At 37.9% G+C, this 26697-nt stretch carries 36 protein-coding genes; 25 read left to right on the top strand and 11 right to left on the bottom strand.

The genetic code is table 11. The features are described from left to right. The 3 genes from AC1DSL_RS06820 to pepF all read left to right on the top strand — a co-directional run. On the top strand, positions 1-241 hold a 241-nt coding region (locus tag AC1DSL_RS06820; RefSeq protein ID WP_477531660.1), incomplete at its 5' end, for an adaptor protein MecA. A 205-nt stretch (positions 242-446) separates the two neighbouring features. Continuing rightward, the gene (locus AC1DSL_RS06815) at positions 447-1544 is read left to right on the top strand and encodes a competence protein CoiA (RefSeq protein ID WP_477531659.1); all 1098 of its coding nucleotides are present in this window, start codon (positions 447-449) and stop codon (positions 1542-1544) included. 64 nt (positions 1545-1608) lie between these two features. After that, entirely contained in the window at positions 1609-3426 is a 1818-nt protein-coding gene (gene pepF / locus AC1DSL_RS06810) for an oligoendopeptidase F (RefSeq protein WP_477531658.1), read from the top strand. Positions 3427-4141: 715 nt separating this feature from the next. Here the strand turns inward: pepF and AC1DSL_RS06805 are convergent. From AC1DSL_RS06805 to AC1DSL_RS06795, 3 genes are all read right to left on the bottom strand, one after another. After that, entirely contained in the window at positions 4142-4954 is an 813-nt protein-coding gene (locus tag AC1DSL_RS06805) for a ClpXP adapter SpxH family protein (protein WP_016428007.1), read from the bottom strand. Then, positions 4951-5349 (bottom strand): globin domain-containing protein, encoded by a 399-nt coding sequence (locus tag AC1DSL_RS06800; RefSeq protein WP_477531657.1) that lies wholly within the window; start codon positions 5347-5349, stop codon positions 4951-4953. Before AC1DSL_RS06800 ends, AC1DSL_RS06805 begins: the two co-directional genes overlap by 4 nt. A gap of 156 nt (positions 5350-5505) precedes the next feature. Then, positions 5506-6078 carry a CYTH domain-containing protein gene (locus AC1DSL_RS06795; protein ID WP_477531656.1) on the bottom strand — a complete coding sequence of 191 codons (573 nt, stop codon included), beginning with the start codon at positions 6076-6078 and terminating at the stop codon, positions 5506-5508. A 108-nt stretch (positions 6079-6186) separates the two neighbouring features. Here AC1DSL_RS06795 and AC1DSL_RS06790 point away from each other — a divergent pair, with 108 nt between their 5' ends. From AC1DSL_RS06790 to AC1DSL_RS06775, 4 genes are read left to right on the top strand one after another with little or no spacing between them, the layout of a single operon-like run. Then, positions 6187-6573: a UPF0738 family protein gene (locus AC1DSL_RS06790; protein WP_016428004.1), complete on the top strand. Its 387-nt coding sequence runs from the start codon at positions 6187-6189 to the stop codon at positions 6571-6573. A gap of 46 nt (positions 6574-6619) precedes the next feature. Beyond that, entirely contained in the window at positions 6620-7300 is a 681-nt protein-coding gene (gene yjbM, locus AC1DSL_RS06785; protein ID WP_016428003.1) for a GTP diphosphokinase, read from the top strand. Next, positions 7297-8097, top strand: a complete 801-nt coding sequence (locus tag AC1DSL_RS06780) for an NAD kinase (RefSeq protein WP_016428002.1) — start codon at positions 7297-7299, stop codon at positions 8095-8097. Before yjbM ends, AC1DSL_RS06780 begins: the two co-directional genes overlap by 4 nt. Beyond that, positions 8069-8962 (top strand): RluA family pseudouridine synthase, encoded by an 894-nt coding sequence (locus tag AC1DSL_RS06775; RefSeq protein WP_477531655.1) that lies wholly within the window; start codon positions 8069-8071, stop codon positions 8960-8962. The genes AC1DSL_RS06780 and AC1DSL_RS06775 overlap by 29 nt, the downstream gene beginning before the upstream one ends. On the opposite strand, the gene prpE is transcribed toward AC1DSL_RS06775, so the two are convergent. Continuing rightward, entirely contained in the window at positions 8959-9711 is a 753-nt protein-coding gene (gene prpE, locus AC1DSL_RS06770) for a bis(5'-nucleosyl)-tetraphosphatase PrpE (protein ID WP_477531654.1), read from the bottom strand. The genes AC1DSL_RS06775 and prpE overlap by 4 nt on opposite strands. A gap of 100 nt (positions 9712-9811) precedes the next feature. Here prpE and mgtE point away from each other — a divergent pair, with 100 nt between their 5' ends. From mgtE to AC1DSL_RS06755, 3 genes are all read left to right on the top strand, one after another. Then, positions 9812-11185: a magnesium transporter gene (gene mgtE / locus AC1DSL_RS06765; protein ID WP_477531653.1), complete on the top strand. Its 1374-nt coding sequence runs from the start codon at positions 9812-9814 to the stop codon at positions 11183-11185. A 175-nt stretch (positions 11186-11360) separates the two neighbouring features. Beyond that, positions 11361-12131 carry an enoyl-ACP reductase FabI gene (fabI, locus tag AC1DSL_RS06760; RefSeq protein WP_016427998.1) on the top strand — a complete coding sequence of 257 codons (771 nt, stop codon included), beginning with the start codon at positions 11361-11363 and terminating at the stop codon, positions 12129-12131. A gap of 42 nt (positions 12132-12173) precedes the next feature. Next, positions 12174-12590: a hypothetical protein gene (locus AC1DSL_RS06755; RefSeq protein ID WP_477531652.1), complete on the top strand. Its 417-nt coding sequence runs from the start codon at positions 12174-12176 to the stop codon at positions 12588-12590. Between the two features lie 175 nt (positions 12591-12765). Here AC1DSL_RS06755 and AC1DSL_RS06750 read toward each other — a convergent pair whose 3' ends face one another. Next, positions 12766-13317, bottom strand: a complete 552-nt coding sequence (locus AC1DSL_RS06750) for a CotY/CotZ family spore coat protein (protein ID WP_016427996.1) — start codon at positions 13315-13317, stop codon at positions 12766-12768. 131 nt (positions 13318-13448) lie between these two features. On the opposite strand from AC1DSL_RS06750, the gene AC1DSL_RS06745 reads away from it, so the two are divergent. The 6 genes from AC1DSL_RS06745 (at position 13449) to AC1DSL_RS06720 (ending at position 16160) form a co-directional block, all read left to right on the top strand. Then, positions 13449-13856 carry a YhcN/YlaJ family sporulation lipoprotein gene (locus AC1DSL_RS06745; RefSeq protein WP_477531651.1) on the top strand — a complete coding sequence of 136 codons (408 nt, stop codon included), beginning with the start codon at positions 13449-13451 and terminating at the stop codon, positions 13854-13856. Beyond that, positions 13856-14311 carry a stage V sporulation protein AC gene (gene spoVAC / locus AC1DSL_RS06740; RefSeq protein WP_016427994.1) on the top strand — a complete coding sequence of 152 codons (456 nt, stop codon included), beginning with the start codon at positions 13856-13858 and terminating at the stop codon, positions 14309-14311. The genes AC1DSL_RS06745 and spoVAC overlap by 1 nt, the downstream gene beginning before the upstream one ends. Further along, positions 14305-15309, top strand: coding sequence for a stage V sporulation protein AD (locus AC1DSL_RS06735; protein ID WP_477531650.1), 1005 nt, complete (start codon positions 14305-14307; stop codon positions 15307-15309). Before spoVAC ends, AC1DSL_RS06735 begins: the two co-directional genes overlap by 7 nt. A 9-nt stretch (positions 15310-15318) precedes the next feature. After that, positions 15319-15684 carry a stage V sporulation protein AE gene (gene spoVAE / locus AC1DSL_RS06730; protein ID WP_016427992.1) on the top strand — a complete coding sequence of 122 codons (366 nt, stop codon included), beginning with the start codon at positions 15319-15321 and terminating at the stop codon, positions 15682-15684. A 66-nt stretch (positions 15685-15750) separates the two neighbouring features. Continuing rightward, positions 15751-15888 (top strand): YjcZ family sporulation protein, encoded by a 138-nt coding sequence (locus AC1DSL_RS06725; RefSeq protein WP_016427991.1) that lies wholly within the window; start codon positions 15751-15753, stop codon positions 15886-15888. A gap of 11 nt (positions 15889-15899) precedes the next feature. Beyond that, entirely contained in the window at positions 15900-16160 is a 261-nt protein-coding gene (locus tag AC1DSL_RS06720) for a stage VI sporulation protein F (RefSeq protein WP_477531649.1), read from the top strand. 35 nt (positions 16161-16195) lie between these two features. On the opposite strand, the gene AC1DSL_RS06715 is transcribed toward AC1DSL_RS06720, so the two are convergent. The 3 genes from AC1DSL_RS06715 to AC1DSL_RS06705 all read right to left on the bottom strand — a co-directional run bounded on the left by AC1DSL_RS06715 (position 16196) and on the right by AC1DSL_RS06705 (position 17944). Further along, the gene (locus AC1DSL_RS06715; protein ID WP_016427989.1) at positions 16196-16624 is read right to left on the bottom strand and encodes a GNAT family N-acetyltransferase; all 429 of its coding nucleotides are present in this window, start codon (positions 16622-16624) and stop codon (positions 16196-16198) included. Between the two features lies 1 nt (position 16625). Then, positions 16626-17144 (bottom strand): YjcG family protein, encoded by a 519-nt coding sequence (locus AC1DSL_RS06710; protein ID WP_477531648.1) that lies wholly within the window; start codon positions 17142-17144, stop codon positions 16626-16628. A 77-nt stretch (positions 17145-17221) separates the two neighbouring features. Then, complete coding sequence (locus AC1DSL_RS06705) at positions 17222-17944, bottom strand: alpha/beta hydrolase (protein ID WP_342541998.1); 723 nt, start codon at positions 17942-17944, stop codon at positions 17222-17224. Between the two features lie 107 nt (positions 17945-18051). Here AC1DSL_RS06705 and AC1DSL_RS06700 point away from each other — a divergent pair, with 107 nt between their 5' ends. The 3 genes from AC1DSL_RS06700 to AC1DSL_RS06690 all read left to right on the top strand — a co-directional run bounded on the left by AC1DSL_RS06700 (position 18052) and on the right by AC1DSL_RS06690 (position 19420). Next, complete coding sequence (locus AC1DSL_RS06700; RefSeq protein WP_477531647.1) at positions 18052-18636, top strand: phosphatidylglycerophosphatase A family protein; 585 nt, start codon at positions 18052-18054, stop codon at positions 18634-18636. A 210-nt stretch (positions 18637-18846) separates the two neighbouring features. Next, positions 18847-18969: a hypothetical protein gene (locus AC1DSL_RS06695; protein ID WP_342541997.1), complete on the top strand. Its 123-nt coding sequence runs from the start codon at positions 18847-18849 to the stop codon at positions 18967-18969. A 241-nt stretch (positions 18970-19210) separates the two neighbouring features. Next, the gene (locus AC1DSL_RS06690; RefSeq protein ID WP_477531646.1) at positions 19211-19420 is read left to right on the top strand and encodes a WGxxGxxG family protein; all 210 of its coding nucleotides are present in this window, start codon (positions 19211-19213) and stop codon (positions 19418-19420) included. A gap of 104 nt (positions 19421-19524) precedes the next feature. On the opposite strand, the gene AC1DSL_RS06685 is transcribed toward AC1DSL_RS06690, so the two are convergent. The 3 genes from AC1DSL_RS06685 to AC1DSL_RS06675 form a co-directional block, all read right to left on the bottom strand. Continuing rightward, positions 19525-19761, bottom strand: coding sequence for a YkuS family protein (locus AC1DSL_RS06685; RefSeq protein ID WP_477531645.1), 237 nt, complete (start codon positions 19759-19761; stop codon positions 19525-19527). Between the two features lie 785 nt (positions 19762-20546). Beyond that, positions 20547-21215: a lysoplasmalogenase gene (locus tag AC1DSL_RS06680; RefSeq protein WP_477531644.1), complete on the bottom strand. Its 669-nt coding sequence runs from the start codon at positions 21213-21215 to the stop codon at positions 20547-20549. Between the two features lie 143 nt (positions 21216-21358). After that, positions 21359-21469, bottom strand: coding sequence for a diguanylate cyclase domain-containing protein (locus AC1DSL_RS06675; RefSeq protein WP_477531643.1), 111 nt, complete (start codon positions 21467-21469; stop codon positions 21359-21361). Between the two features lie 244 nt (positions 21470-21713). Between AC1DSL_RS06675 and AC1DSL_RS06670 the strand changes: the two genes are divergently transcribed. The 6 genes from AC1DSL_RS06670 (at position 21714) to AC1DSL_RS06645 (ending at position 26675) form a co-directional block, all read left to right on the top strand. Further along, on the top strand, positions 21714-22295 hold the full coding sequence (locus tag AC1DSL_RS06670; protein WP_477531642.1) for a TetR/AcrR family transcriptional regulator: 582 nt from the start codon (positions 21714-21716) through the stop codon (positions 22293-22295). 26 nt (positions 22296-22321) lie between these two features. Continuing rightward, a complete protein-coding gene (locus AC1DSL_RS06665; protein ID WP_477531641.1) occupies positions 22322-23524 on the top strand; it encodes an MFS transporter in 1203 nt (400 codons plus the stop codon). Positions 23525-24034: 510 nt separating this feature from the next. Then, positions 24035-24442: a hypothetical protein gene (locus AC1DSL_RS06660; protein ID WP_477531640.1), complete on the top strand. Its 408-nt coding sequence runs from the start codon at positions 24035-24037 to the stop codon at positions 24440-24442. 160 nt (positions 24443-24602) lie between these two features. Beyond that, positions 24603-25010, top strand: coding sequence for a GNAT family N-acetyltransferase (locus AC1DSL_RS06655; RefSeq protein WP_477531639.1), 408 nt, complete (start codon positions 24603-24605; stop codon positions 25008-25010). 759 nt (positions 25011-25769) lie between these two features. Further along, on the top strand, positions 25770-25982 hold the full coding sequence (locus AC1DSL_RS06650) for a hypothetical protein (RefSeq protein WP_016427977.1): 213 nt from the start codon (positions 25770-25772) through the stop codon (positions 25980-25982). Positions 25983-26249: 267 nt separating this feature from the next. After that, on the top strand, positions 26250-26675 hold the full coding sequence (locus AC1DSL_RS06645; RefSeq protein WP_477531638.1) for a hypothetical protein: 426 nt from the start codon (positions 26250-26252) through the stop codon (positions 26673-26675). The last annotated feature ends 22 nt before the right edge of the window (positions 26676-26697 follow it).

The raw sequence follows: 26697 nt of genomic DNA, 5'->3' as shown, positions 1-26697 counted from the left end.
AGCTAAGCGCATTGATTTGCCTTCGTATGTATCAACGTCTTTATTCGCTTATAAAGATCGTTACTACTTATACGTTAAAGCAGATGCTGAGTTAATGAATGACGAAGAAATTGAAAATATGGTCAGCATACTTTCTGAATATACGTCCGGTTCAACTGTGACGGTTCATCGTATGAAAGAGTATGGCAAAGAAATAATGGCCGATGAGGTTTTTGAGCAAATCAATAAATATTTCAGTTAATCGCCTCCCTTAACGGGGAGGATTTTTTTATGTCTTGCTTCAAAATAAATATTCTTTTTTGCATTGCTGTCATTGTTCTAAAGAGGTGCGTGACAATTTTTTAATTGCCTTTATGTCGGAATATTCGTAAAATGTTCAAAAGGAGGTGTTGTGTATTCTAACGGCACAAATAAATAACGAGAAAAATTTCACACTGGAAAGACACATGACAAAAAGTCAGTTGGAACTAATACGAAGTACAAGCCAATTTACATGCCCCCAATGCGGAAACCCCCTTCGCTTAAAAATTGGCAAAGTCGTCACTCCCCATTTCGCCCATATCGTGCTAAGCGATTGTTTTACTTCATTTTCAGAAAGAGAATCCCCAACACATTTAATTGGAAAACAGCAGCTTGCTGAATTCTTTACACGAGTAGGTTTTCAAGTAGAGGTCGAAGCATTCATTCCGAAAATTTCACAACGACCTGATTTATTGGTGCAAAAAGGAAGAAATTTATTTGCTGTAGAATTTCAGTGCAGTGTAATACCCATAGACGATGTCTATAAAAGAAATCTTGGATATAGTCAAGTGAAAATTCCATCCGTTTGGTTACTTCGCACCCCTGCTAATATTAATGTCAAGGCAGCTGGCGTAACTTTCATCAAATTATCCAAGTTTGAGCAGTCGTTTATCACAATAGATTCTTCATCCAAGCCCACGTTAATTACCTATGATCCGACCAGTACTCAATTTGTTTATATTAGTCATCTTTTACATATTAGCGGGTCATCATTTATTGCCAAGATTTGTACTTTGCCGAATATGTTGCAAACTTTTCCTTTTGCACACATAAAACCACTTACTCAGACCGAAGCAAATCAGTATTGGAATATTTACCAGCATAAACGCTCAAAGTTTTTAACCAATCGAATTTATTCCAGTAAATTTGGTACCAGAGATAAGTTTTTAAACAATTGTTATGTTGAACGCATTCTACCAAAAGATTTACCGTTATATATAGGCTTTCCACTACTTGGATCACAAGTCTTCCAAAACCATTCTACAGAATGGCAGTTAGCGCTAGTATGCGCGCTATCCCAAAAGCAAGTAGATTTCGATAATATCAGCGAAGTGTGGATCGAAGCATTTCTTGCCGAATACTGTAGAGTAATAGACTTTAAAATAGCGAAAGATGTAGTCATGCAATATTGCCAATTGCTACAGCAAATAAATTTCGATTTATCTAAATTAGTATCACAACAAATCATGCAAGAAACATTTTTAAAACAACTTTTTCATAGGTTAATAGTTGCAAAACGTTAGGAAAATTGAGAAAATATAGAAGTTATTCGATTTTTCTATCAAATCGGCTCAAGGGGGAACGGAAATGACGACAGAAACAAAAAACAAAATTTTATCACGTAGTGAAGTACCAACAGATTTGACATGGAAGCTTGAAGACATTTTCTCTAGCGATGAAGCATGGGAAAGTGAATACAAAGAAGTAAGTGGGCTCGCAGAAAAAGCAGAAACATTTAAAGGTACCTTTGAGAACGGGTCAGAAGCTCTTTTCAATGCTTTTACGTATAAAGATGAAGTGTTGGAGCGTATTTATCGCTTATATACTTACTCTCACATGCGTTACGATCAAGATACAACAAATAGCCACTACCAAGCAATGGACAGCCGTATTAAGACGTTGCTTGTAAAAGTATCAACAGGTTTATCTTTCATGACACCAGAACTATTGGCGTTGGATGAAACGAAAGTCAAAGATTATGTAGAAGAACATGAAGGTTTGAAATTATATAAACAAGTATTAAAAGAAATTAATGAAATGCGTCCACATGTTCTTCCTGCAGAACAAGAAGCGTTATTGGCTCAATTCGCGGAAGTGGCAAATGCTTCTTCTGAAACATTTGGAATGTTGAACAATGCCGATTTAGAATTCCCTACGATTAAAGATGAAAATGGGGAAGATCTGGAATTGACCCACGGTCGATACAGCCGCTTACTTGAGAGCTCTGATCGTCGAGTGCGTGAAGATGCTTTCCGTGCCATGTATGGTACATATGGAAAGTTCCGTAACACATTCGCTTCAACATTAGCTGGGAATGTTAAACGCGATAACGTGAATGCTAGAGTTCGTAATTATACTTCTGCACGTCACGCTGCAATGTCTGAAAATCATATTCCTGAGCAAGTGTATGATAACTTGGTTGATACCGTAAATAAGAACTTGCACTTATTACAACGTTACGTCTCTTTACGCAAGAAAGTATTAGGTGTCGACGAATTGCATATGTGGGATCTTTACACACCATTAGTTAAGGAAGCAAAGATGGAAATTCCTTATGAAGAAGCAAAAGAAATTATGCTTAAGAGCTTTGCGCCACTTGGTGAAGAGTATGTATCGATTGCCAAACAAGGATTGGAAAATCGTTGGGTGGATGTTGTAGAGAATAAAGGAAAACGTTCAGGTGCATATTCTTCTGGTGCATATGGAACAAATCCTTATGTACTAATGAACTGGCAGGATAATGTGAATAATTTATTCACACTTTCCCATGAGTTTGGTCATAGCCTTCACAGCTATTATTCACGCGCAAATCAACCATTTATTTATGGGGACTATTCTATATTTGTAGCTGAAGTTGCATCAACGTGTAATGAAGCATTATTGAACGAATATATGTTAAACACAATTGAAGACGAGCAAAAACGAATTTACTTGCTGAACTATTGGTTGGAAGGGTTCCGTGGTACTGTATTCCGTCAAACGATGTTCGCTGAGTTTGAGCATTTGATTCATAAAATGAACCAAGACGGGGAAGCATTGACAGCAGATAAGTTGACTGAAGTTTATTATGATTTGAATAAAAAATACTTTGGTGACGACTTGGTTGTTGATGAAGAAATCGGTCTGGAATGGGCTCGTATCCCACATTTCTATTACAATTATTATGTTTATCAATATTCGACTGGTTACAGTGCTGCAGTAGCTTTGAGCAATCAAATCCTTTCTGAAGGCCAACCAGCAGTTGATCGCTATATCAACCAATTCCTGAAAGCGGGGTGCTCAGATACGCCGATTGAAGTGCTGAAAAAAGCAGGAGTTGATATGACATCCGCTGCACCGATAGAAGAAGCGTGTAAAGTGTTTGAAGAGAAGCTAGCTGAACTTGAAAGTCTGTTATTAAAATAATCATTATCCACCTCCATCTGAAATAGATGGAGGTGTTTTAGTTATATCGGTATATCATTCAAATGGTAGAAATAGAATCGCATTTTACTGGAAGCGCTTACCTTATGACGATTTTGTGAAAAAGATTGTGAAGGATTGATTTACTCGTTATGTCATGATATCGTTTAAATGTGAAATAAATCACACACAAACATACACCCCTTTGTTTGAACGTGAACATTTCTCCCATCCCCTTTGTGAAAAGAACCGTCACTCCAGAAATGGAAGGACGGTTCTTTATTTTTTTCTAAAACTATACTGTTGTTTATCTTACAGTTGCGCAAGCAGCCTGTTCCGCATGAGCCTTCAAGTATTAAAACCAATTACCTTCAGGTCTCACGATTCACGCTCTTGCGTCAACACTCCAGTGGGCAATACCCTGGAGCGATAACGATGGAACGAAGGCTAAGAACGCCACTTTGTGGAAACGCCTTCGTGACCAACATCCTGTTGGCCAAAGAGGCTTGTCTGTTCGTCCGCGGAAAGGAAAAGGGATTCTATTGCCTCTCTTTTTTCATGACTAGTATTAACAGCATTCTTTAACAAACCATGTTTAATGGATATATCTCCATAAAAACAGCACCCCACTTGTTAGTTGTGGCTAACAAGTGGGGTGCTGTTCACTTTTGTCTTTGGATCGTTTTTATAAAGCGAATGCCCGATTTAAAGGGAGGTTTCACGCTTTTTGCATATAAGATTTGAGTCTCCATTGATTTGTATCTGCCAATGGAATGCGTTCAAGTTGCTGTAGTAGTGTTCGTTTTTTTAATTCTCGCTCCGCGGCATAGTTTGTCACACCGTAAATGGAAGCGATTTCTTTAGTAGACAATGTATGATAGCGTATAAAAAGTTCATCTAGTGTGGGTGGTTCTTGAGGACTTAGTTCCATATCCAACATCTCAGCCAGAATTTTCTCGTATACTTCGTAAGAATACACTCCACACACTTTCAGTCCTTCATCCTCAATATGTTCATTGAAAAATACCATGCTAGGCGATTCACTGACTTCCATTTCCCGACTGATATGGAGATCGCATTGAAAGGCGCGGGTGGCTTCTTTTGACTGAATATCTGACTTGAATTCTTCTACATCCAACTGTGCTTCTTCCGCAATTGCTATGAGGCTTGTAAATGAAGCAACGTTTTTTGTATCCAAGAAAAACTGTTCTTGAAGTTTTTGAAGATATCGGACTCCAGCTCGTTTACCTTGTAGCTCCGCAGCTTTAATAGCAACAGAGGGAAGTGCTGGATGTGTAAAATCATCGGCATCTACCGAATCATTTGCACAAAATGAATTAAGAGTAGAAAGCTTCGTACTAAGTACTACACGTAACGTGAAATATTGTTCATATTCGACTTGTAATTTTCGCACAATCGGTTGTAAATCAAAGCATGAAGAGCAGAGTGGGTCAATAAATGCGTAAAGCTCAATTGGCTTTGTTGAACTCGTAGAAACTATCGCTTCGGGCGGAATCTGCAAGTTATTCACTCGATTTCCTCCTCTTGATCTGGCCGGTTCGTCATATGATGAGCCGTTAGCACAAGGCGATGATAAAAGTCGTCACGGATTTTTCCTTCTAACTCGACCTCATCCATTGCATCATGCATACACTCAAGCCATGCTTGTGCTCTGTCTGGTGTGATAGGGAAAGGCATATGTCGGGCACGTAACATCGGGTGTCCGTGTTCTTGTGAATAAATATTAGGTCCACCTAAATATTGTGTCAAAAATTGTTTTTGTTTACGAGCGGTTTCCATCAAGTCATCTGGAAATATAGGCTTAAGCTTTGGGTGTGCCGCGACTCTCTCGTAAAATGCATCAACAAGTTGCGACAATTTATCCGGACCAATTTCCTCATAAGGAATAATAGGTTTTCGGGTCATTTTATAAACTCCTTTGCTTGCGCTGTATTCCCATTCTATCAACCTCACGTATATTTCTCAAACAAATCGATTTTGTTAATTCTTACATACAATTTTATTTTCGTAACAACGAATGGAAGTTTATAAATGTACAAGCGGTATTACTATTCATACAGTTTATTTATGCTGAGCCGCTTTCATGAACCGGGCAATTTTTTTTGGTGTTTTACGAATTGGAATTCTATAAGTTGAAAGCATTTCATTAAAGCTATGTTGTCCACTTAAATAATCATTCACTTCAAATTCAACTTCATAATCTGTCTTCCCCAAATAGTCGGAGCGATCCAATACGAGCAAGCCATCTTGATACGGAATTTCTACACGATGTGTATGAAGCGATCCAAATGCGAATAGAACCTCGGGTAAAGACTGGAATTCACTGTAAGATTGGGGCATAATAAAGCCGTTTTGCAAAATTTCATCTTTTTCTTTTGCACTTAACAGGCGTGTAGTTTCAATCATGGTATGTTTATTTTCACCAGGTGCTTTTAAGGTTAATTCAGTGCGCTGTCCAACGACTCGTAAACGAAATCCCATGTAAGCATCACGTAACTGAAAATCCTTCGTGTCGAAGTATGTGTTTGTCTGCATGCGAAAGTCATGCTCAGATACGCCAAATTCACGGCATAAATTATGAAACTCTTCTTTTTCCAACAGATTTTTAAATTCTATTTCTTTTTGAATGGACATCGTGATTCACCACCTTCCTTCTTATTATGCTGAAAAAATTGCAAACTGCAACATATGGGAACCTATGATAAAATATGGGGTAGTAAAGATTGAAAGGAAGAGCAAACATTGCGTAAAACTTATATTGTCGATAGCGGCGTGCAAAATGAAAACGATATCCGTTTTTTATTGCAAGAAGATCCAACCAATCAGGAAGTAAAAGCGGCTGGTCAGTTAATCACTGATTCAGATGAGAATGCATTCGTTTATTTAATGGATGACTCCGATGGGTATACATATGTTCTATTTCCCAAAACAGTGTGGCCATTACTGGCAGTGTCACTTGGTGCAGACAAGGACCCAGTGTTAGTTTGGGGAAAGACGGATATTGTGCTTGATAATTTCAGAGAAGAATTAAATATGCTGATCTTCAATATCGAAGGAAATCACAATTACGGTGAAGAATTTGCAAATGCAGTAGAAGAAGCTTTTAAAGAACAACTGGCTGCAAATTGAATTCGTAATAAATTCACGAAGATAGCATTGGCAAGGGGGACTGGTCATGGGGCAATGGAGACGTTTTTTAGAGCCTTATAAGCAAGCAGTAGATGAATTGAAAATAAAATTAAAGGGTATGCGGACGCAATATGAAATAGCAAATACAAACTCACCAATTGAGTTTGTTACTGGCCGTGTGAAACCTCTTGCAAGTATCTATGATAAAACACTTGAAAAAGGAATTGCTTTTGAGCCCTCTGCCATACTAGTTAATGAACTGCAAGATATTGCAGGGTTGCGCATCATGTGTCAATTCGTTGATGACATAGAGACAGTGGTAGAGTTACTGCGTAATCGTCACGATATCAAAGTGGTTGAAGAACGTGATTATATCTCACATGAGAAACCAAGTGGCTACCGTTCATATCACATGATTGTTGAATATCCCGTCCAAACCATTCATGGGAAAATTCATATCCTGGTGGAAATTCAAATCCGCACGTTGGCAATGAATTTTTGGGCATCCATTGAACATTCGTTAAACTACAAATATAAGGGATTATTTCCCGAAGAAATAAAAAACCGCTTGCAAAGTGCAGCTGAAGCAGCATTTCGTTTAGATGAAGAGATGTCACTAATCCGTGATGAAATCCAGGAAGCACAAAAATATTTCAGTGAATATAAAGAGAGTGGAAATGCGAATTTCCCATCTAACTCTGGGGAAGGTAGGTCCAAGCATTTATGAAATTTGCCATTCAATCAAGGAATGATGCACACTCAAACGAATTGATGGCCAATGCCAAAACCTACTTGTCGGATTTTGGACTGGTGTGGGATGAAGAGTCACCCGATATCGTGATTTCAATCGGTGGAGATGGGACATTGTTGCACGCGTTTCATCGCTATAGTGAACAATTGTCGAAAGTAGCCTTTGTTGGAATTCATACAGGTCATTTAGGATTTTATGCAGATTGGAAACCAGCTGAAATCGAGAAGTTAGTGATTTCCATTGCCAAAAAAGAATTCGAAGTGATTCAATATCCTTTGCTCGAAGCGACCATTAATTATCGTAATACGGATGAAGAAAGTGTTTATTTGGCTTTAAATGAAAGCACAATCAAATCTCCAGATGTGACATTGGTGATGGATGTCGAACTGAATGACAGCCACTTCGAACGTTTCCGTGGCGATGGGTTATGTATGTCGACACCTTCTGGAAGTACCGCCTACAATAAAGCGCTTGGTGGAGCAATTATTCACCCATCTTTGGAAGCGATGCAGTTGACGGAAATGGCGTCCATCAACAATCGGGTCTTCCGTACAGTCGGCGCTCCTCTGGTTTTACCATCACATCATACATGCGTTTTGAAACCAGTGAAGGCCGTTGATTTCATGGTGACGATTGATCATTTGCAATTGCTCCATAAAGACGTAAAATCCATCCAATATCGTGTAGCAAAAGAAAAAGTGCGATTTGCTCGATTCCGTCCATTTCCTTTCTGGAAACGTGTACATGATTCATTTATCGACAGCGATGTATAAACAATTTCATTTACTATTTAACGTAACGGAGCCTATATTACTTCGTGAAGCCCTAGGTAAATGGGGGATTTCCAAACGCACTTTAACATCAATTAAATTTGATGGCGGTTCCTTACTAGTTAATGGACAAGAAAAAACGGTCAGACATCCACTTTCAGTTGGGGATGTAGTGACCGTTCTTTTTCCCTATGAAGAAGTGAGTGCAGGGCTGATTCGCCAAGAAGGTCCACTGGAAATCATTTACGAAGATGATGTCCTCTTGATTGTCAATAAACCACCTGGTCAAAGCACCATTCCTTCCAGGGAACATCCATCAAACACGTTAGCCAATTATGTAGCTCACTATTATGAAGAAATGTCGATTCCTTCGACAGTCCATATTTTGACTCGACTAGACCGTGATACATCTGGCTTAGTCTGTTTAGTTAAAAATCGACACATCCATCACATCATGAATCAAGGACATGTCATGAATAAGACATATGAAGCCATTGTTCACGGCAGAGTCGAGAAACAGACACAAGAAATCATCGAACCGATTGGACGTAAAGGAAGCAGTATTATTGAAAGAGAAGTACGGAATGATGGTCTATTTGCTCATACCGATGTCAGTATCATTCGATACGATTCACATTTTTCACACGTGAAATGTCTATTGCACACGGGAAGAACTCATCAAATTCGTGTACATTTGGCTCATATTGGTCATCCAATCATGGGAGATGATCTATACGGGGGGAAACTGGACTTAATTACACGACAGGCACTCCATTGTGCATCTGTAGATATTAAACATCCTTTAACCGGAGAAATTTTAACCATTACGAGTCCATTGCCAGACGATATGAGTAAATTACTCCATTAGTTTTCATAGTTTTCATAGTCGTGAAATTTTTCTTCTACATATGGCTGGAGTGAAGGTACTGAAACCACTTCCATCTCAGGATATCTGAGGGCAGATAATTTCCCGCCGAACACACAGCCCGTGTCGATATTCACCGTTCGGTTTTTAAAGCGTGCTTCTTTGGTAGGTGTATGACCGTATACAACAAATGCAGGACCTTTATAATGTTTGGCCCAATCTCCCCGTATTGGACGACCATCAGCATGTTGTTTACCGGAAATATCACCGTATAAGACAAAAACAATAATATTTTTTTGTATCGGTTTACCGATCATATCTTCGCGTATTCCAGCATGAGCGATAATCAGTTGATCATCGTCAAGCTGCTGGTAGGGTGAAAGTGCTTCATAAAAAGCAATATATCGCTTTCTGAATGGATCTTGTTTATTTGGAGATAATTGCTTAAATTCTTCTACGGTCGTTTCCAGACCATGAGTAATTTGAACTTTATGACCTTTAAAATAGCGATAAAGTTTGTTGCAATGATTTCCCGGGGAATAAATTAATTGCGTGGCATCCTGCAAATCAAACAATAAGTTCAGGACTGCCAAGGATTGCGGTCCTCTATCAGCTGCATCTCCGACAAAGGCAAGTTTGCGTCCATGTGGATGAACGAATCCCTCTTCAGTCGGTTGATAGCCTAATTTTTCAATCAATGCAGTCAGTTCTTCGTAACATCCATGGATATCTCCAACGATATCGTACAACAATTCTTTCACCTCATTATAAAAATAGTTTGCTATAACTTCAGTTTACCCCATACAATGGGGAATGTAGAATTGTAACGGGCAAAGAAAGGAGGGGGCATACATGACAGAGGAGCGTAAACATAACGAAGAAAACCAATTCGATGCTGAACAACTGCTAGCATTTCTGACTGACCAACAAGTAGATGAATTCAGAGATGAATTTTTAGCGCTTCATCCATATGATCAGGCACAATTTTTTGAAAAGGTGGGACCTGACAGCAGGCAAATTATCTATCAGTATCTCTCTCCGAAAGAAATGGCAGTAATTTTCCAGTCGATTGAACTCGATGACGATGAATATGAACCTTTTCTAAAAGAAATGGACAATACGTATGCGGCGGATATGTTATCCGAAATGTATGCCGATAATGCTGTAGACGTACTAAATGAGCTGGGCAAAGATCAAGTAGCCAGCTATTTGACTATCATGGATGATGAGTCGGCTAAGGAAATCAAAGACTTGCTCCATTATGAAGAATATACGGCCGGATCCATTATGACGACCGAATATGTAGCAATTCCCGAAAATTCAACATGTCGCTCTGCGATGACCATCTTGCGAAACGCTGYCCCTGAAGCTGAGACCATTTACTACCTTTTCGTCGTCAACGATGATCACCAGCTGACGGGAGTTGTTTCATTACGTGATTTAATTATTGCCGAAGAAGACACTCTTATACGTACGATTCGAAATGAACGTGTAGTAAGTGTGTCAGTCAGTGACGATCAGGAAGAAGTAGCAAGAATGATAAAAGACTATGATTTCCTGGCAGTGCCTGTAGTAGATTTTCAAAATCATTTACTTGGAATCATCACAGTTGATGATATTTTAGATGTACTCGAAGAAGAAGCGAATGATGATTACTCGAAATTGGCAGCCGTATCAGAGATGGATACATTTGATAAAGGGCCATTAACAGCAGCAAAAAAAAGGTTGCCATGGCTCATCATTTTATTGTTTTTGGGGATGCTCACTGCAAACTTGATGGGTATTTTTGAGGAAACACTAGACCAGGTTGCCATTTTAGCCGTTTTTATTCCGTTAATTGCAGGAATGGCAGGCAACAGTGGGACCCAAGCTCTTGCTGTAGCCGTTCGGGGTATTGCAACAGGCGATATCGCCGAACAAAGCAAATTGAAATTGTTGATGCGTGAAGCGGGTACAGGCCTAATCACCGGTATTGTTTGTGCGGTATTTGGCGTGGGCATTGTGTTTTTCAGTCAACACGATTTATTGCTTGGACTGTTAGTCGGGGCAGCAATTTTCGGCTCCATTTTTGTTGCTACCTTGTCGGGATCTTTCATTCCGTTACTCATTCACCGGATGAATATCGACCCTGCTGTGGCGTCTGGACCATTTATTACGACACTCAACGACATTATCAGCATCTTAATCTATTTAGGATTGGCTAGCATGTTTCTCACACAACTTTAGCTTAATGAAAACCAGAACCCCATTGATTTGGGGTTCTGGTTTTTTGTTATATGAAAAGCGCCTTCACAAACCCACTAACTATTACTAGTGTCATATTCTTTTTGCACTTTCTTTTTTTGTGATGTATTATTAGTACCAGGTATTAATGAAGAATATTAATTAGGGGGATTTTTATATGTCTTTGTCATTGCAGGGGAAAACGTTTGTCATCATGGGTGTAGCAAATAAACGCAGTATCGCTTGGGGAATCGCACAGTCGTTGGATAAAGCTGGAGCGAATATCATTTTCACGTACGCGGGGGAACGATTCGAGAAACCCGTGCGTGATTTAGTAGCAACATTGGAAGGGAAACATGAAATTGTTCTTCCATGTGATGTAACAAATGACGAAGATGTGGAGAAATGCTTCGCAACAATTGGACAAGCAGTAGGAAAAGTAGATGGTTTAGCCCATTGTATCGCATTTGCTAAAACAGAAGAGTTAGCGGGGAACTTCTCAGATACTTCACGTGAAGGGTTTTTGCTTGCACATAATATAAGTGCTTTCTCATTAACGGTGGTAGCGAAAGCTGTTAAGCCATTAATGACAGAAGGCGGAAGTATTGTCACTTTAACTTATTTAGGCGGAGAAAAAGTGGTACCGAATTACAATATCATGGGTGTTGCCAAAGCATCGCTTGATATGTCAGTACGATACTTGGCAGCAGATCTTGGGAAATATAACATCCGTGTCAATGCCATTTCAGCTGGCCCAATCCGCACGTTGTCTGCTAAAGGTGTAAGTGATTTTAACAGTGTGTTGAAAGAGATCGAAGAACGTGCACCGCTTCGTCGCAATACTACACCTGAAGAAGTAGGGGATACGGCACTGTTCTTATTTAGTCAATTATCACGCGGGATTACAGGTGAAACCATTCATTGTGACAGCGGTTTTCACATATTGTAAACCTGCAGCATAAGCTATTTCAAAAAGGGTGTGTGTATTCCATTGGAAAATGATCCGCTCCTTTTTGTCCAAGGTCCGCCGGTCTATAGGTATGTCCGTAAGGTGTCTCGTTGGCAAGAAGAAAGTACTTCAATCTTCCCGGAGCCTGTTGTTAAAGACCTCGAAGCCAAATTTGAAGCCAAAGTCGAAGCCGAAGCCGAAGCCAAAGTCGAAACCGTAATTGAAACCGATCCATTGATGTGGCAAAGATTGCGCTTTTTGACGTCAGATTTTGCAAAGTTTGTATATAAGCCACTTTTTTTTCAATTAAAAGATGGTGAAAAAATTGGCGGTATCGTGGATGTGCTTTATTCAGATAGTGTCCAAATTAAATCAGCTGAAGACGAGATTATGGCATTTGAAATTAACGAAATTAAAGAGATTTGGTGGGGAGGAAAAATTCTCCCGACTCGAGTGTGAATAGTAGTGAAGAAAACATCCATTTTAACATAGTGGATGTTTTTTCTTTTTATCTGGAACTAGCCGAATTATTTTTGTCATTTTACACATTCTGTTGACAAACCAAAACTAAGCCCGACTCCTTTTGATAGGAAGTCGAGCTAATTAGACACTGCACGCTTGACGTGTTTATTAATTAGTCACAAACACCTAGAAATACGTCTGCTACACATTCAATGCCACAGAAGCAATTCAAGTCAACGGTAATACAGCTATTAGAAAGTCTGAAATCTCGAACTTTACAAATTTTTCTTAAATCCAATTTGTCGCCACAATCGTTTAAAAGATCTACTTCTTTATGATGATGATCCAAAGGTTCTAGTACACGAAGTGTTGCACAGCAACCATCGAATATTTCTTCTACACGGAAGAATACAGAGAAGCAATCACAGTCTTTACGATCATTATCGCGGAAGAAAGCTTTGAACGGTGTACCGTCATCCGTCAAAAGCATGAATACGCGAGTATCAGCTTGGTGACGAGAAGGACTTACTAATCCACCAAGTGGCTCCAAGAAGCAATTTGTTGGACATACCGGACAGTCCATGTCCGTTGCTCGATCTTGAATGTCTTTGATTGCACGAACTACATCACAGATACATTGATCTTTCTTCTTGAAATGTCCAGAAGATGAAGATGACGATGACGATGATGATGATGATGATTCCAAGTTACGTCCACATCCCATTTTGTTTTCACCTCACTCTCTTTAAGAGTCTTTATACAATATGTAGATTGTGTTCGTTGGTCAGGGCGCGTAACCAATTTATACATAAATTTTTGGAAAAACATCATACTAGGATAAAAGGTGAATTGAAAATGAAAAAATTCGGATTGTTGATCTGTATATTATTGCTATTGGTGGGTTGTTCAAATGACCAACCGCAAGTATCCATTTATCATGTTGATGATGATCAGGAAGAAATTGAATCACTCAAGAAAATCCTCCAGGACAATGAAAAAATAAGCGAGGCTGCTGCCGTGTTCTTTGATCATCAGTTGGTTGTGTCCTTGCAAGTAGAACCAATGTCGAAATTCAGCAAAGAAAAAATTGCAAAATCAATTGAAAAAGAAGTGAAATCGCTTTTCCCTGATCATGATGTATTTGTATCTCCTGATTTGAAAATCACTTGGGAACTTAAGAAAATAATTGAAAAGAAACCGACAGAGGATGCTTTGAAAAAAGATTTAGATAAACTTCGAGCATTGGCAAAGGAGAATACGTAATGGATCCCAATTCATATCAACAAACAGTGGACGAGATGGCACCGAAGCGACCCGTTTTAAAGAACTGTCTGAAAGCATTTCTGACTGGCGGTATCATTTGTGCTGTCGGACAAGTCATTTCATTTTTCTACATGGCCTATTTTTCATTTACTGAGCGAACTGCGAGCAATCCTACCGTAGCCACGATGGTTTTTATTTCCATGTTATTAACAGGGTTCGGTATTTATAAAAAAATTGGCCAGTTTGGTGGTGCAGGTTCGGCAGTTCCTGTAACAGGTTTTGGTAATGCCGTAATCTCTGCAGCAATTGAACATAAATCGGAAGGTTTTATTTTAGGAGTAGGAGTCAATATGTTTAAACTGGCAGGTCCAGTAATCGTCTATGGTACTTTCTCTGCCTTTGTCGTAGCGCTCATCAAAACCATACTCGTTAAGATGGGGGTGATCTCTTGGTAAGTAATTCGCGGACGTATCAGTTTGCTTCAAAGCCAAGTATCGTATCAACGGCAGTTGCTGTTGGTCCTCTAGAAAAAGAAAGTCCCTTCCATCCTCATTTCGACCATGTCTACGATGATGAACGTCTTGGACAAGACACAAACGAAAAAGGGCATTCCCAGTTAATAGAGGATACTTGTAATTTGGCCATCATGAAAGGTGGATTTCAACTCCCGGATATCGATTTGTTTCTTGGAGGGGATTTAGTCAATCAAATGACACCAACCAATTTTGCGGCACGCCAGCTCGCTACTCCGTTTATGGGCATGTTTTCTGCTTGTGCAACAAGCATTTCTTCTCTAATTACAGCAAGTTTCTTTCTTGAAACCAAACAAATGGATCGGATCTTATTTGGTGCAGCCAGCCAGCATAACGCTGTTGAGAGACAGTTTAGGTATCCAATTGAATACGGTGCACAAAAGCCTCCTACAGGCCAATGGACTGTAACAGGAGCAGGTTACGGAGTTCTTTCCCACAATCAAGTTGGTAAACCGTTCGTGCAGTCTGCCACAATTGGTCAAGTTATGGATTGTGAATGTACGGATCCACTTGATATGGGGAGTGCTATGGCACCGGCAGCCTTTGATACAATTCAGCGACATTTAGCTCAAAATAAAGGAACTTCTTATGATTTTGTCATGACTGGGGATCTTGGGAAGAATGGCTTTGCCATTTTACAGGAACTTATCAAAACAAGTGGAGTTTCTTCTTATCTTGTTGATAAATATCGTGATGCAGGATCGGAATTTTACGGAAATGACGATAAATTTTTATCTGGAGCCAGCGGAGCTGGTTGTTCTGCAACGGTCTATCTAGGACCAATTTATGCTGAATTATTAGCGAAACAGTATAAGAAAATACTGCTAGTAGCCACTGGTGCTTTATTATCCCCACTTTCATTTCAACAGGGTGAAACGATCCCATGTATTGCGCACGCTGTTGAATTGTCGATGGAATGAGGTGACAATATGATCGTTTCAATCATTTTAGCATTTATCGCTGGTGGACTTATTTGTGTAGTGGGACAACTACTTTTTGATGTGGCGAAATTAACGCCAGCGCATACATTAAGTTTATTGGTAGTCATTGGTTCTGTTCTAGATGGGTTTGGCTTATATGAGCCTTTCATCGATTTTGCAGGAGCAGGAGCAACTATTCCCATTACTTCTTTTGGTAATTCACTTACTCATGGAGCTATGGCGGAGGCAGAAAAACATGGTTTTATCGGCGTATTAACCGGTATGTTCGAAGTGACAAGCTCAGGTATCAGTGCAGCCATTGTATTCGGTGTGGTTGCAGCAATCATTTTCAAGTCCAAAGGTAAAGTATCCTGAGGAAAATGCCCTCTTCCTTTTAATTCGTTCGCATATTCTAGTTCGAATGGAAAGGGAGGGAATCGTATGTGTGAGGGTTATAGTCCTTGCGGTGGTTATCCAAAAATGTATCCAGCTCGTGCTCCTTATCAAGGGTCAACATTTATCCTCATAGTTGTACTATTCATCCTATTAATCATCGTAGGGAGTAGTTTCATCAGATAGGAGGGGAACAAATGCAAGACTCATTTTTTAAGAAGATTGAGCAAAAAACTGGTGTATCGATGGATGAAGTTTTTACATTGGCCAATGCCATCCAGCACGCTGATTTTTCAGATGAACGCCAAGTGAAAAAAATCGTTCGAAGAGTATCTAAAATTGCTGGAAAGCAGATTTCAAGCGATTTCGAAGACCAAATTGTTCAATCAGTTGTTCWAAAAGGAAACAAGCTAAATCTTAATGAGATAGCAAACATGATGAACCAAAAAAACGAATAAAAAAAAGCACTTGTTCAGTTGAACAAGTGCTTTTATTATAGATTTTTTTCCATGGCACGATGGGGTATACCTGCATCCATAAATTCAGGCGAGGTAATTTGATAAGAGAGTTTTTCATAAAAAGGAACGGCATAAGACTGAGCATTTAGTTTAACTGTCGTTAAACTAGCTTCTCTCGCATAACTTTCCATCGTTTCCATCATCAAATTTCCTAAATGCTTGCCACGATATTGAGGCAAGATACAGACACGTTCAACTTTTGCGACACCTGGTTCAGGTTCTCGAATTCGGCCCGCACCTATAGGCATTTCATCGTCATACGCCACGAAATGAACAGCAGACTGATCATATTCATCCATCTCTAAATGTACTGGGACATCCTGTTCATCCACGAATACTTTTTGACGAACAAAAAATGCATCATCCAGCTCTTTTGGTATTTCCACTCGTTTGGCAGTAATCAAATCAATTTTCAGCTCCAGTCAAACGGAATGTTTCATAAACCGTCCAAGAGCCATCTTCAAGTTGATACAGCAAATGCAAGCGATCGATAGTTTCCTCGTGATCGACACCAATCATTTTCAATTGGCCATAAATATCGTCATGTTCACCGGATGACATTTTTTGTGCGATGGTAATATGAGGGACAAAGGCGTATTCAGCATTGCCACCCACTTCTTCAGAATGCAAATCTTCATGTAAATTAAGCAATTCTTCACTCGGTTCCACTTTGAAATAAATTGCATTCGTAACCGGTGAAAAGGAACTAACTTTAGTTGTGTGTATTTTGAAGGGTTTGTGACGTTTGACAACGTTGCTGATTTTTGTAGAAAGTTGTTCAATCTCAGTGTCACTAGCTTCGAATACGCCCTTGACCGTCATGTGGGGGGTGATGAGTGCATAATGTGGATCATAACGTTTGCGGTATGAGTTTGCCAAGTCTTGTAGTTTTTTAGATGGGAATGCAACGACTCCATATTTCATCCTAAAAACCTCCTTTTAGTTAAGTAAGTACATACTTATAGTATAGCAAATTTTCTGGATAAGGCTTCATTTGACGATCAATGTCCGAAATTCATTTTAATCGCACGTTTCAAATCCGGTTGCCAATGTTTCCAAGTATGCTCTCCTTCAAATTCGTCATAGAACAACGAAAATCCTTTGTCTTGCATCAATGAATTTAAAACCCTGTTCGGTTCAAGGAAGTTTTCAATCTCGCCATTGGTTAGCTTTACTGCATTTTCGCCAGTTCCAATGACATGATAAACCGAGAACGAATGCGGTGTCCGGACATTTTTAATTTTTTCCAATACATCTTCATTGACCATCGGGGAGTGTAAAAGAACTTTTCCAAATATATTGGGGTATTTGATAGCGGCAAGAAGGGAAGCAGTTGCTGCCAATGAGTCGCCGATTAGTGCTCGTCCCATTCCAATCTGATATGTAGGGTAGGTTAAATCCAAATAAGGAACAAGTTCATGTGCAAGAAAACGTAAGTACGCATCATGCTGATCCCCGGACGGATGGTATTTACGACGTCGATCTTCCACGTTTTTATACGGGACACCGACAATGATCATATTTTCAATTTCTTTGTTTTCGAGTAATTCGTCCGCAACACGGGAAATTCTTCCTAATTGGAAGTAATCTTTTCCGTCAGACGCAATTAAAACTGTATATTTATAAAGTGGTGAATAATTTGCTGGTATATAAATCAGCAGTTGCATATCTTCTTGTAAGGCGTCACTAAATAGCGTTACGTCTTGGATTGTACCTTTAGACAACGGTTTAACCTCCTCTAAATCTTGCTACAGAAATTGTACCATACTGAAGGTGGAAGGTATAATTATGAATAATGACAACAAGGATTGAAAGAAATGGAGATGGCACAATGGATAGGAATGGTTTGCGCGTACACTCTAAGCAAGTATTCGAAGCTACAAAAGAGGCTTTGCAGCGTCGAGGTGTATCAATTGAAGAAATAGCGAAAATTGTATACGAAATGCAAGTTGCATACAATGTAGGCCTTACATTGGAACATTGCATAGAATCGGTCGAAAGTGTTCTTAAAAAAAGAGAAATGCAACATGCCATTTTGGTTGGCATTGAGCTTGATGAATTGGCAGAGAAGAAAATGCTGTCTGCGCCATTGCAACAGATTGTTGAAGCAGATGAAGGATTATTTGGAGTAGATGAAACGATTGCATTAGGTTCCGTTTTTACGTATGGAAGTATAGCGGTAACCACATTCGGTCATCTGGATAAGAATAAAATTGGGATTATCAAAAAACTGGATACCAAAATAGGTGAAGGCATACACACATTCTTGGACGATCTTGTTGCAAGTATCGCCGCATGTGCATCGTCAAGAATTGCACACCGTACACGGGACTTAGAAGAGCATAATGAGACATTTGCCGATATTAAACCAGAAGAGACAGCTCCAGAAACAAATATTGAAGGAACAACGACCTAATAAGAAAAAAGTAGTACCATCTTACCATCTTTTTAAGCTAGAGTTATAGAAAAACGTTGAAGGATTTTCGTCTTCAACGTTTTTTTGTTCTGATAAACACATGTTGAATCACCCTTATCCTTATATAAACTTGAATATGATTTCATGTATATGGACAAGCTATTGATGAATAGAATAAATGAATCCATCAAAACAGCAGGAGGAGTTTAAATGGAAGAGCGACTCATTGAAAGCTTGGGACAATATTTCGTGTATCATAAAATTAGAGAACGATATGGTCTTACGTTTGAGCAATTTATTGAGAAGTGGGAACGTGGAGTTTGGAGAGCTTAGAGAAAAGTAGGGAAGCGTCTTCTCAAATGAGATGACGCTTTTTCGTTCATACGTTTAAAACATTTTTTCGCAATATGCTATACATGGAAGAGTATTATTTGAAACCTTGAAGTAAATGAGCTGACATCTTTTTTCTTTTTTTACCCAATCTTTTACCTCAGTCCCTGAGTAAATGTGATTGTGAATAATCGGTTTTGATTAAGGCAATGATTAATTCTACTTACTCAGAGGAGGAATATTAATGAAAAAACTTGCAGCATTTTTCCTTGCTTTTATGATTGCTTTTTCATTTGCAGAAACAACTACTTATGCTACACCTATCACGATAAATAAGGATGCCGTGGAAGACGACGTTGATGATATGGAATGGGGTTGGCTTGGATTGTTAGGCTTGTTTGGATTAATGGGCTTAAAAAGAAAAGATGATCACCGCGATCGCCATGTGAAATAGCTTGTTCCCACTCATTTTAGTGGGTTTTTTAATTTGTCGTACAAAGGAATTAAAGAAAGAAGCTCAAGTAGACTGAGCTTCTTTTTTGATTCGATTAATTCCGATTACATCTGACCTAGCCGATGTTCTACCGCTTGTACTACGTTATCAATAGACATTCCTGACATAGCTACAACCGGAAATTCAAATTCGTCATTATGACCTTCATTAATGGTCCTTACGACACCCATATCGTAACCTGAAACATTCTCATCAGTGCTGAACATCTTCACTGTGTGACCTTTTTCTTCTAAAGCCTTTTTAACGTCTTCATAGGGTTTTTCTACAGCAATCTTTGCCATTTCTTAATCCTCCTTCATAAAAATAAAACAACATCATTAATCTTCCCCAAAGTTGCTCCAATAACCGTAGAAGACATAGAAGAATAAAAAGATAACCTCTAAACAATATTGCAGACGTCAAATGGCAGTTAATATCTTGCCTGCTCGAATATTATCCACGATCCATGATTAAAAGCCTTTCTTAAAGAGATAACTATTCTTTTTTAACTTACCCTCAAATGATATATAAATGCGGGTGACTTTAGCTTATGGACACTTTATATCCAAAAGCAAAAGAGCCATCAAAAATAAAGTTAATGAGTAATATGAACTTGAGAGAAAGTTTAATAAGGGTTTAATAAGCAATTCTGTACATAAACAAGGTGGTATTGCATAAACTATATTGACTGCGGAACTTAACCAGGTTGTCAGTCAAACCAAAGAAGTGTCTAGGCAATTGCCTGGACGCTTTTCTTACTTTTAAAGGACTTTTTGCACTTTCGTCATTTTAAGCAGTTTATTCTGTTCTTTTTTTCGCTTAATTGGTAGCATAAATATAATGAAGTTGATGTAGTAGGACTTTTTGAAGAATTGAAATAGCCCAACCACAGTTATTGTGGATGGGCTATTATTTTGGCAATTTTTCTAGGATACTTTTTTCACTTGATCAACAATATTCTTTCAGATGACATTGTGTTAAAAGTATTTCAGAAGCGGAAGAGCATTTAAGACTTTAATGATATCTTAAGGGATCATAGTGATAAATGGAGAATGTTGTAACAAGATTAAAGAACTAGAAAAATTATTTAAGAGAAAGCAGACGGTCGATTAGTTTCAGATGCAATGGAACGTATGCTATTAGCAATCAAAAATTGTGCGCTGTAATAAGTCGTCATAATAAGGATTCCTGAATACGGAATATCGGACACAAACATATTCCAGGACAAAATGGAATCGGAAATGACAAACAAAATACTTCCAACAATCGCCCATTTGTTGCCTGTCATAAATGCGGACCATGCCATCAAAGAAATGACGATGATATAAAACAAGACGGGTAATACTAATGAATCGTTGCCATCAAGAGTTAGAGCACTGATGATTTCTTTACCGAAAAAGTAACCGTATATCGCAATCGGTACGATGGTTGCAAAACGGATTTTTGAAAAGTTCCATCTACTCAAAAATCCCGCAAAATAAAACAGGTGTCCAATCAGAAAAGCGGATAAACCAACGACAAACCAGTAGACGAGAAAGCCGTCTCCGAGCATACAAAAAAATAGACCGATTAACAGAAGCCAATGTGTAAGCAATTTCTTAGCAGGCGCTTGTAAATAGGCATAGTAAATAATCAGCCACATTGGAATTAATTTAAACAAGAGCTTAACAGCAAGTGCATCTTTAGGAATGATGAAAATGTAGAGAATGCTCATGAATAGAATGAGCACTGGTAACCAATATTTTTTAAGTGTCATGACTACCTCCAAGTGTAAATTAAGTAACTAGCAATTCTATCAAGTATTCAGTAATGTATTCTTCAAAAAATCTACGATTTCCTCTTTTATATTATGCATACTATCTAAGTTTCGAACTCCATCTAGACATGATGAACGTAGTGTCACTGTATCCTCTTTAACCACTCCGGCTTGAATTCGCTTGGTAACCCCATCAATAAATGATCGCCTACGGTATGTCCTAACGTGTCATTTATGTATTTAAAACGGTCCAAATCGATAACATGATACCAATTTTATTTGCCTGATTAAGTGCTTGAGTGGGGTGATCATTTAATAAATGACGATTCACCAACCCTGTTAAATTCTACTTGTTTTGTTTCACAATCGCGGCCGATTATGGAATATTTTTCTGCATTACCGTGCTGTAAAACCTTTCTATAAACTAATCTGCTTGCTTATATTTATTTAGTTTGCTAATATAACTTACGAACGTTCGTTAAATTTGAGGTGATATTATTGAAAAGCAATGAAATTAAGAAGGCAGCTCTAAAATATTTCACAATTCATGGTTATGAAGGAGCATCCCTTTCTCTAATAGCTGAAGAAGTCGGCATGAAAAAGCAATCCATTTATGCCCATTTTAAAGGAAAGGATGATCTTTTTCTGCAAGTTTTACGGGATGCGAAAGAGACGGAGCTATCTTCAAAACTTCAATATTTTAGTCAAGTTGATTCAGAAAACCCTGAAAAAGATTTATACGGATTTCTACAATTGGTCATCGATCTTTTCCAAAAAAATGAGCAGTTAAAGTTTTGGCTGCGTATGTCTTTTTTTCCGCCAGCCCATCTTGAAAAAGCAATCGAACAGGAAGTCATAGATATCGAGGAAAAGGTACAGATGATATTGGAAAGAAAATTTCAGGATTGGATCAATGCAAAATTAATCTTCGGAGATGTGGCAATAACGCCTACCTATGCTTTCTTAGGAGTAGTCGATTCCATTTTGCTGGAGCTTGTATACGGCAATAATGAGAAACGGCTGAAGGACAAATTAGCAGCCTCTTGGACAGTATTTTGGAGAGGTATTTCACATCAATGAGCCATATAGAAAAAAGGTGTTAAAACATGAAAAAACCAATTAAAAAACAAAAAATGGTATTAATTATTCTTTTAAGCAATATATTCATTGCATTTCTAGGAATTGGACTCATCATCCCCGTTATGCCGTCATTTATGAATATCATGCATTTATCAGGAAGTACGATGGGCTATCTTGTTGCCGTATTTGCGGTAGCGCAACTGCTTCTGTCACCATTCGCAGGTCGGTGGGTTGACCGTTACGGTAGAAAGAAAATCATCATATTCGGCTTATTCCTTTTTGGTGTTTCAGAACTTATCTTTGGTGTAGGCACGAACGTATCGGTTCTTTATATATCAAGGTTTCTAGGGGGAATTAGTGCCGCCTTTATTATGCCGGGTGTTACTGCATATGTTGCAGATATTACATCAGTTCAGGAACGGGCAAAAGCAATGGGCTATATTTCTGCCGCCATTAGTACTGGCTTTATTATAGGACCTGGTATAGGTGGATTTATTGCAGAATATGGTATTCGCTTGCCCTTCTTCTTTGCAGCAGGAATTGCTTTTTTAGCATGCATTTCATCAATGTTTATTTTAAAAGAGCCGCTAACAAAGAAAGAGCTTTCAGAAATTTCTGCTAATACAAAGCAAACAAACTTTATTGACGATTTAAAAAGATCACTTCATCCGCTTTACTTTATTGCATTTATCATTGTATTTGTACTCGCTTTCGGTTTATCAGCATATGAAACTGTTTTTAGCCTATTTTCTAATCATAAATTCGGCTTCACGCCTAAAGACCTTGCAGCTATTATTACAATAAGCTCAATCTTTGGAGTTGTTGTGCAAGTATTTATGTTTGGAAAATTGGTAGATATACTCGGAGAAAAGAAACTGATCCAATTATGTTTGATTATAGGTGCAATATTGGCGGTGGCGTCCACCTTGGTCTCTAGCTTCTTCGCAGTACTGGTGGTAACTTGCTTCATCTTCCTCGCATTTGACTTGCTTCGTCCGGCAGTGACGACATTTTTATCAAAAGCTGGCGGGAAAGAGCAAGGATTTGTTGCAGGAATGAATTCAACCTATACGAGCTTAGGTAATATCGTCGGGCCAGCCATGGCCGGAATACTATTTGACGTAAACATCCACTATCCTTATCTATTCGCAGCTGTCATTATGGTCTTTGGCCTATGTATTACAGTCATGTGGAAAGAAAACGAATTGGCAGAAAGCTTAGCGAATTAATTAGAAAAGCACAATGGCCTTCGGAACAATAAAAGGCCAAGATTGTTCCTGCGATGATCATTCAAAGTAGCTTCCATGTGGAGCTAGAAAACTCTCTTACTCAAAAAGCCATACTCTTATCTTTGAACCTAAACACCTTGTTCATATGAACAAGGAGTTTAGGTTTTTAAATTTCCATTCTACTTTAATTAAAAAGCTCTATTCCTTAAATCTAATTTTTAAATATCAAATATCGCTTATTCCACAATCTGGTCCAATTATGAATGCTTACACTAGAAAATAAATAGATATATATGGACCGTTAAATTAATCTGTCTTATTCAACTAACGGGTGCTTTACTTCAATAAGCAGGTATATTTGGTAGGACGCTGAAATAGGTAACAAAAGGGATTAGATTGAATTGAAGAATATTTCTATGTGCATTTTTATCATATGTTTAAAGAATAAACAGATGAAAAAAAGGAGGAAATGACATTTCAATTATTCGATTGAAGAGAATAAGTTTTCTGTTGCTTGTTTTAGTTTTATTACTCTTAGGATGTACAGAAGAAAAAGATAATGATGGAGATTGGAATCTAAGTCCTACATTCAATGTCGATAATCTAACTTTGCATGGAACTGAAGGGGAATTTGGTGTTATTAAAGTAAATGGAGAAAGCAATGAACCTGAGTTTCCAGYRAAACAAGGAAGACTTTATGCAGTTTATTTCTTGGATAGTCTCGAAGAACTTAATGGAAAAAAATATAAAATGACGGCTACACATAAAGAAACTGRYGAATCTGTCAARCTTCATGAAAAAAATATTGAAAMGGAACAGAATGGAGCGAAATTCGGATTTGACAAATTAGGGTTATGGAAAATTGATGTAACTATTGATGAAAAACCTTATACAAGTTTTGTTGTGGAAGCGAAATAAGGGATTGTGTTTTTCAACTAACGGATGCTTTACTTCAATAAGGAGTAAAGCCTTTTTCTTCTTCAACTAACGGAGCAGGTTAGTTGAAGAAGCTGTGAGAAAAAATATAAATTAAGTGTTGATGATAAACATTAATATATATAAATCAGGAGGAAATAATATGGGAAAATCTATAAATTATACGATAGAACCCCCTAATAACTTTGAGCAATTACTATCCTTATATGAAACTTTAGGATGGAATTCACTTGAATTAACAATTAATGATTTAGAGAAAATGTGCAATCAAAGTTGGTATGCAATTTATGCATTTGATGATAAACAATTAGTGGGTATGGGACGTGTTATTTCAGACGGTGTAATTACTGGTATAGTTTGTGGATTGTGTGTTCTACCAAACTATCAGACCGAAGGAATCGGCAAAGAAATGGTGAATCAAATAATTCAACATTGTGAGCAAAATCGGGTAATTCCCCAACTAATGTGTGTGGAAAGTTTAGAGCCATATTATGAAACTTTTGGGTTCAAGAAATTTACCATTGGAATGTCCAAAAATATAAATCGATAAAGTTTAATTTGTTGTTTAACTAACGGGTGGTTAAGAAAAAAGATCATCGGGTTGGTAAGCAACTCTTTTCATATTGAACAACGGGGTAATTTTATAAATAAAGAAACAAAACGGGAGAAAATAATGATATTTTTAATTGGAGTTTCGTTAATTATTGTTGGAATTGGGATTGTCCTTTTTATGGTTTGGTACCAAAGAGAATCTGAAAATATGAGTGAATTTGAGACATCAAGTTCGAAATATAGTGTACTAATAGAAATTTTTTCTGCATTACTTGGTTCAAGTTTTATTCTTTTGCCATTAGGTTTAATACTTTTAGGTGTAGTTATACTAATTTACCGATAGTGTAAAAAATCTTACTTCAAATTTGATAAGGTGTTTTAATTCTGAAAGCAGAGTTGGGATGACGCCTATTTTCTTGTACAACTAACGGGGCAGCTTAGTGCAAGAAGGTATAAAACTTTCAGGGGGAGGTTTTGTAAATGAAAAAAAATAGACAAGCCATTATTTGGGCTATAATCGCTTTTGTTCTTGTTTTAATTTGGCTTTTTACAAGATAGGGTTTGTTAAAATAACGGATGCTTTACTTCAAGAAGGAGTAAAGCATTTTTCTTTTTAAACTAAAGGGGCAGGTTCTTCAATAAGCAGAAATGGACTTTTGTTAATTTTATATGGAAATTTTTTGTAACTTATTTTTATTTCAAACGTATTAAAGTAAATGGAAAGTTTTGTTCAATTTAAATAAGGGGTGTTCTGAAAATGACTGTATTTAAAAATAGGCATTTTACAGGTGGGTTATTGATTTTAGTTTTAGCTTTATTTGGATTCGCTTTTTTAACGATTTCATCTAGTTATTTCAATACTTCAGAAATAAATTTAGCTAGTACTCGCTGTTATGAAATTGGTGGAGAAGTCATATTAGAAATCCATAATAATTTCACAAGTGAATATTCTTTTGAGTGTAAAAAATAAAAGGCATTGTGTTTGAATAATTCCTCATTTCTTATTCGACTAACGGGTGTTTTAGTTAAAGATCATCGGGCTATTTGTCAGCCCTTTTCTTATTGAACTAAAGGGGCAGGTTAGTTCGATAAGGATGTACTCTAATATTTAAATGAAAGGATTTTTCTAATTAAAAATAAGTTAGTTATGTTTTTTAGTTGTTTAATACTCGTCACTTTGTTAATTGGATGTTCAAAAACAGAAGAAGAATCAAAGGAAAGTAACTGGAAGGAGTTAATGACTCGTAATCCGGAACTGGAGACAAACCAAGAGGAAATCCCCGAAGATATCTTAAATAAAATAAAAATACCCACGTATACAACTATTCCGTTTAAAGTTGAAAGTGTTCAGATAACTCCCTTGCCGACCAATATAAGAGGTGAAGGACCAATGTTAATCGATATTGTATTTATTGGTGAGCAAGATGTACTACACGTATCCAACCTTTTCACCAAAGCATTCGATACGTTTGCCGCTCAGGAAACAGTGAAGTTAAGTAATGGAATAGACGCTCAATGGGATGATCAAGGAGATGCTAAAGTAATTTCGTGGCACGATAGTGAAGAGAATGTGGACATCGGTTTAATGATACCTCCTCACAAGGGAGAGAAGAAAAACTATACACTTAAGGAATTTTTAAAAATGGCTAATTCAGTTAAATGAATATTACAGTATTTGTTGTCCA

It is taken from the genome of Paenisporosarcina sp. P4_D4, from assembly GCF_056401835.1.
The sequence above is the reverse complement of the archived record's forward strand: the minus strand, read 5'-3'. Positions and strand labels throughout refer to the sequence as shown.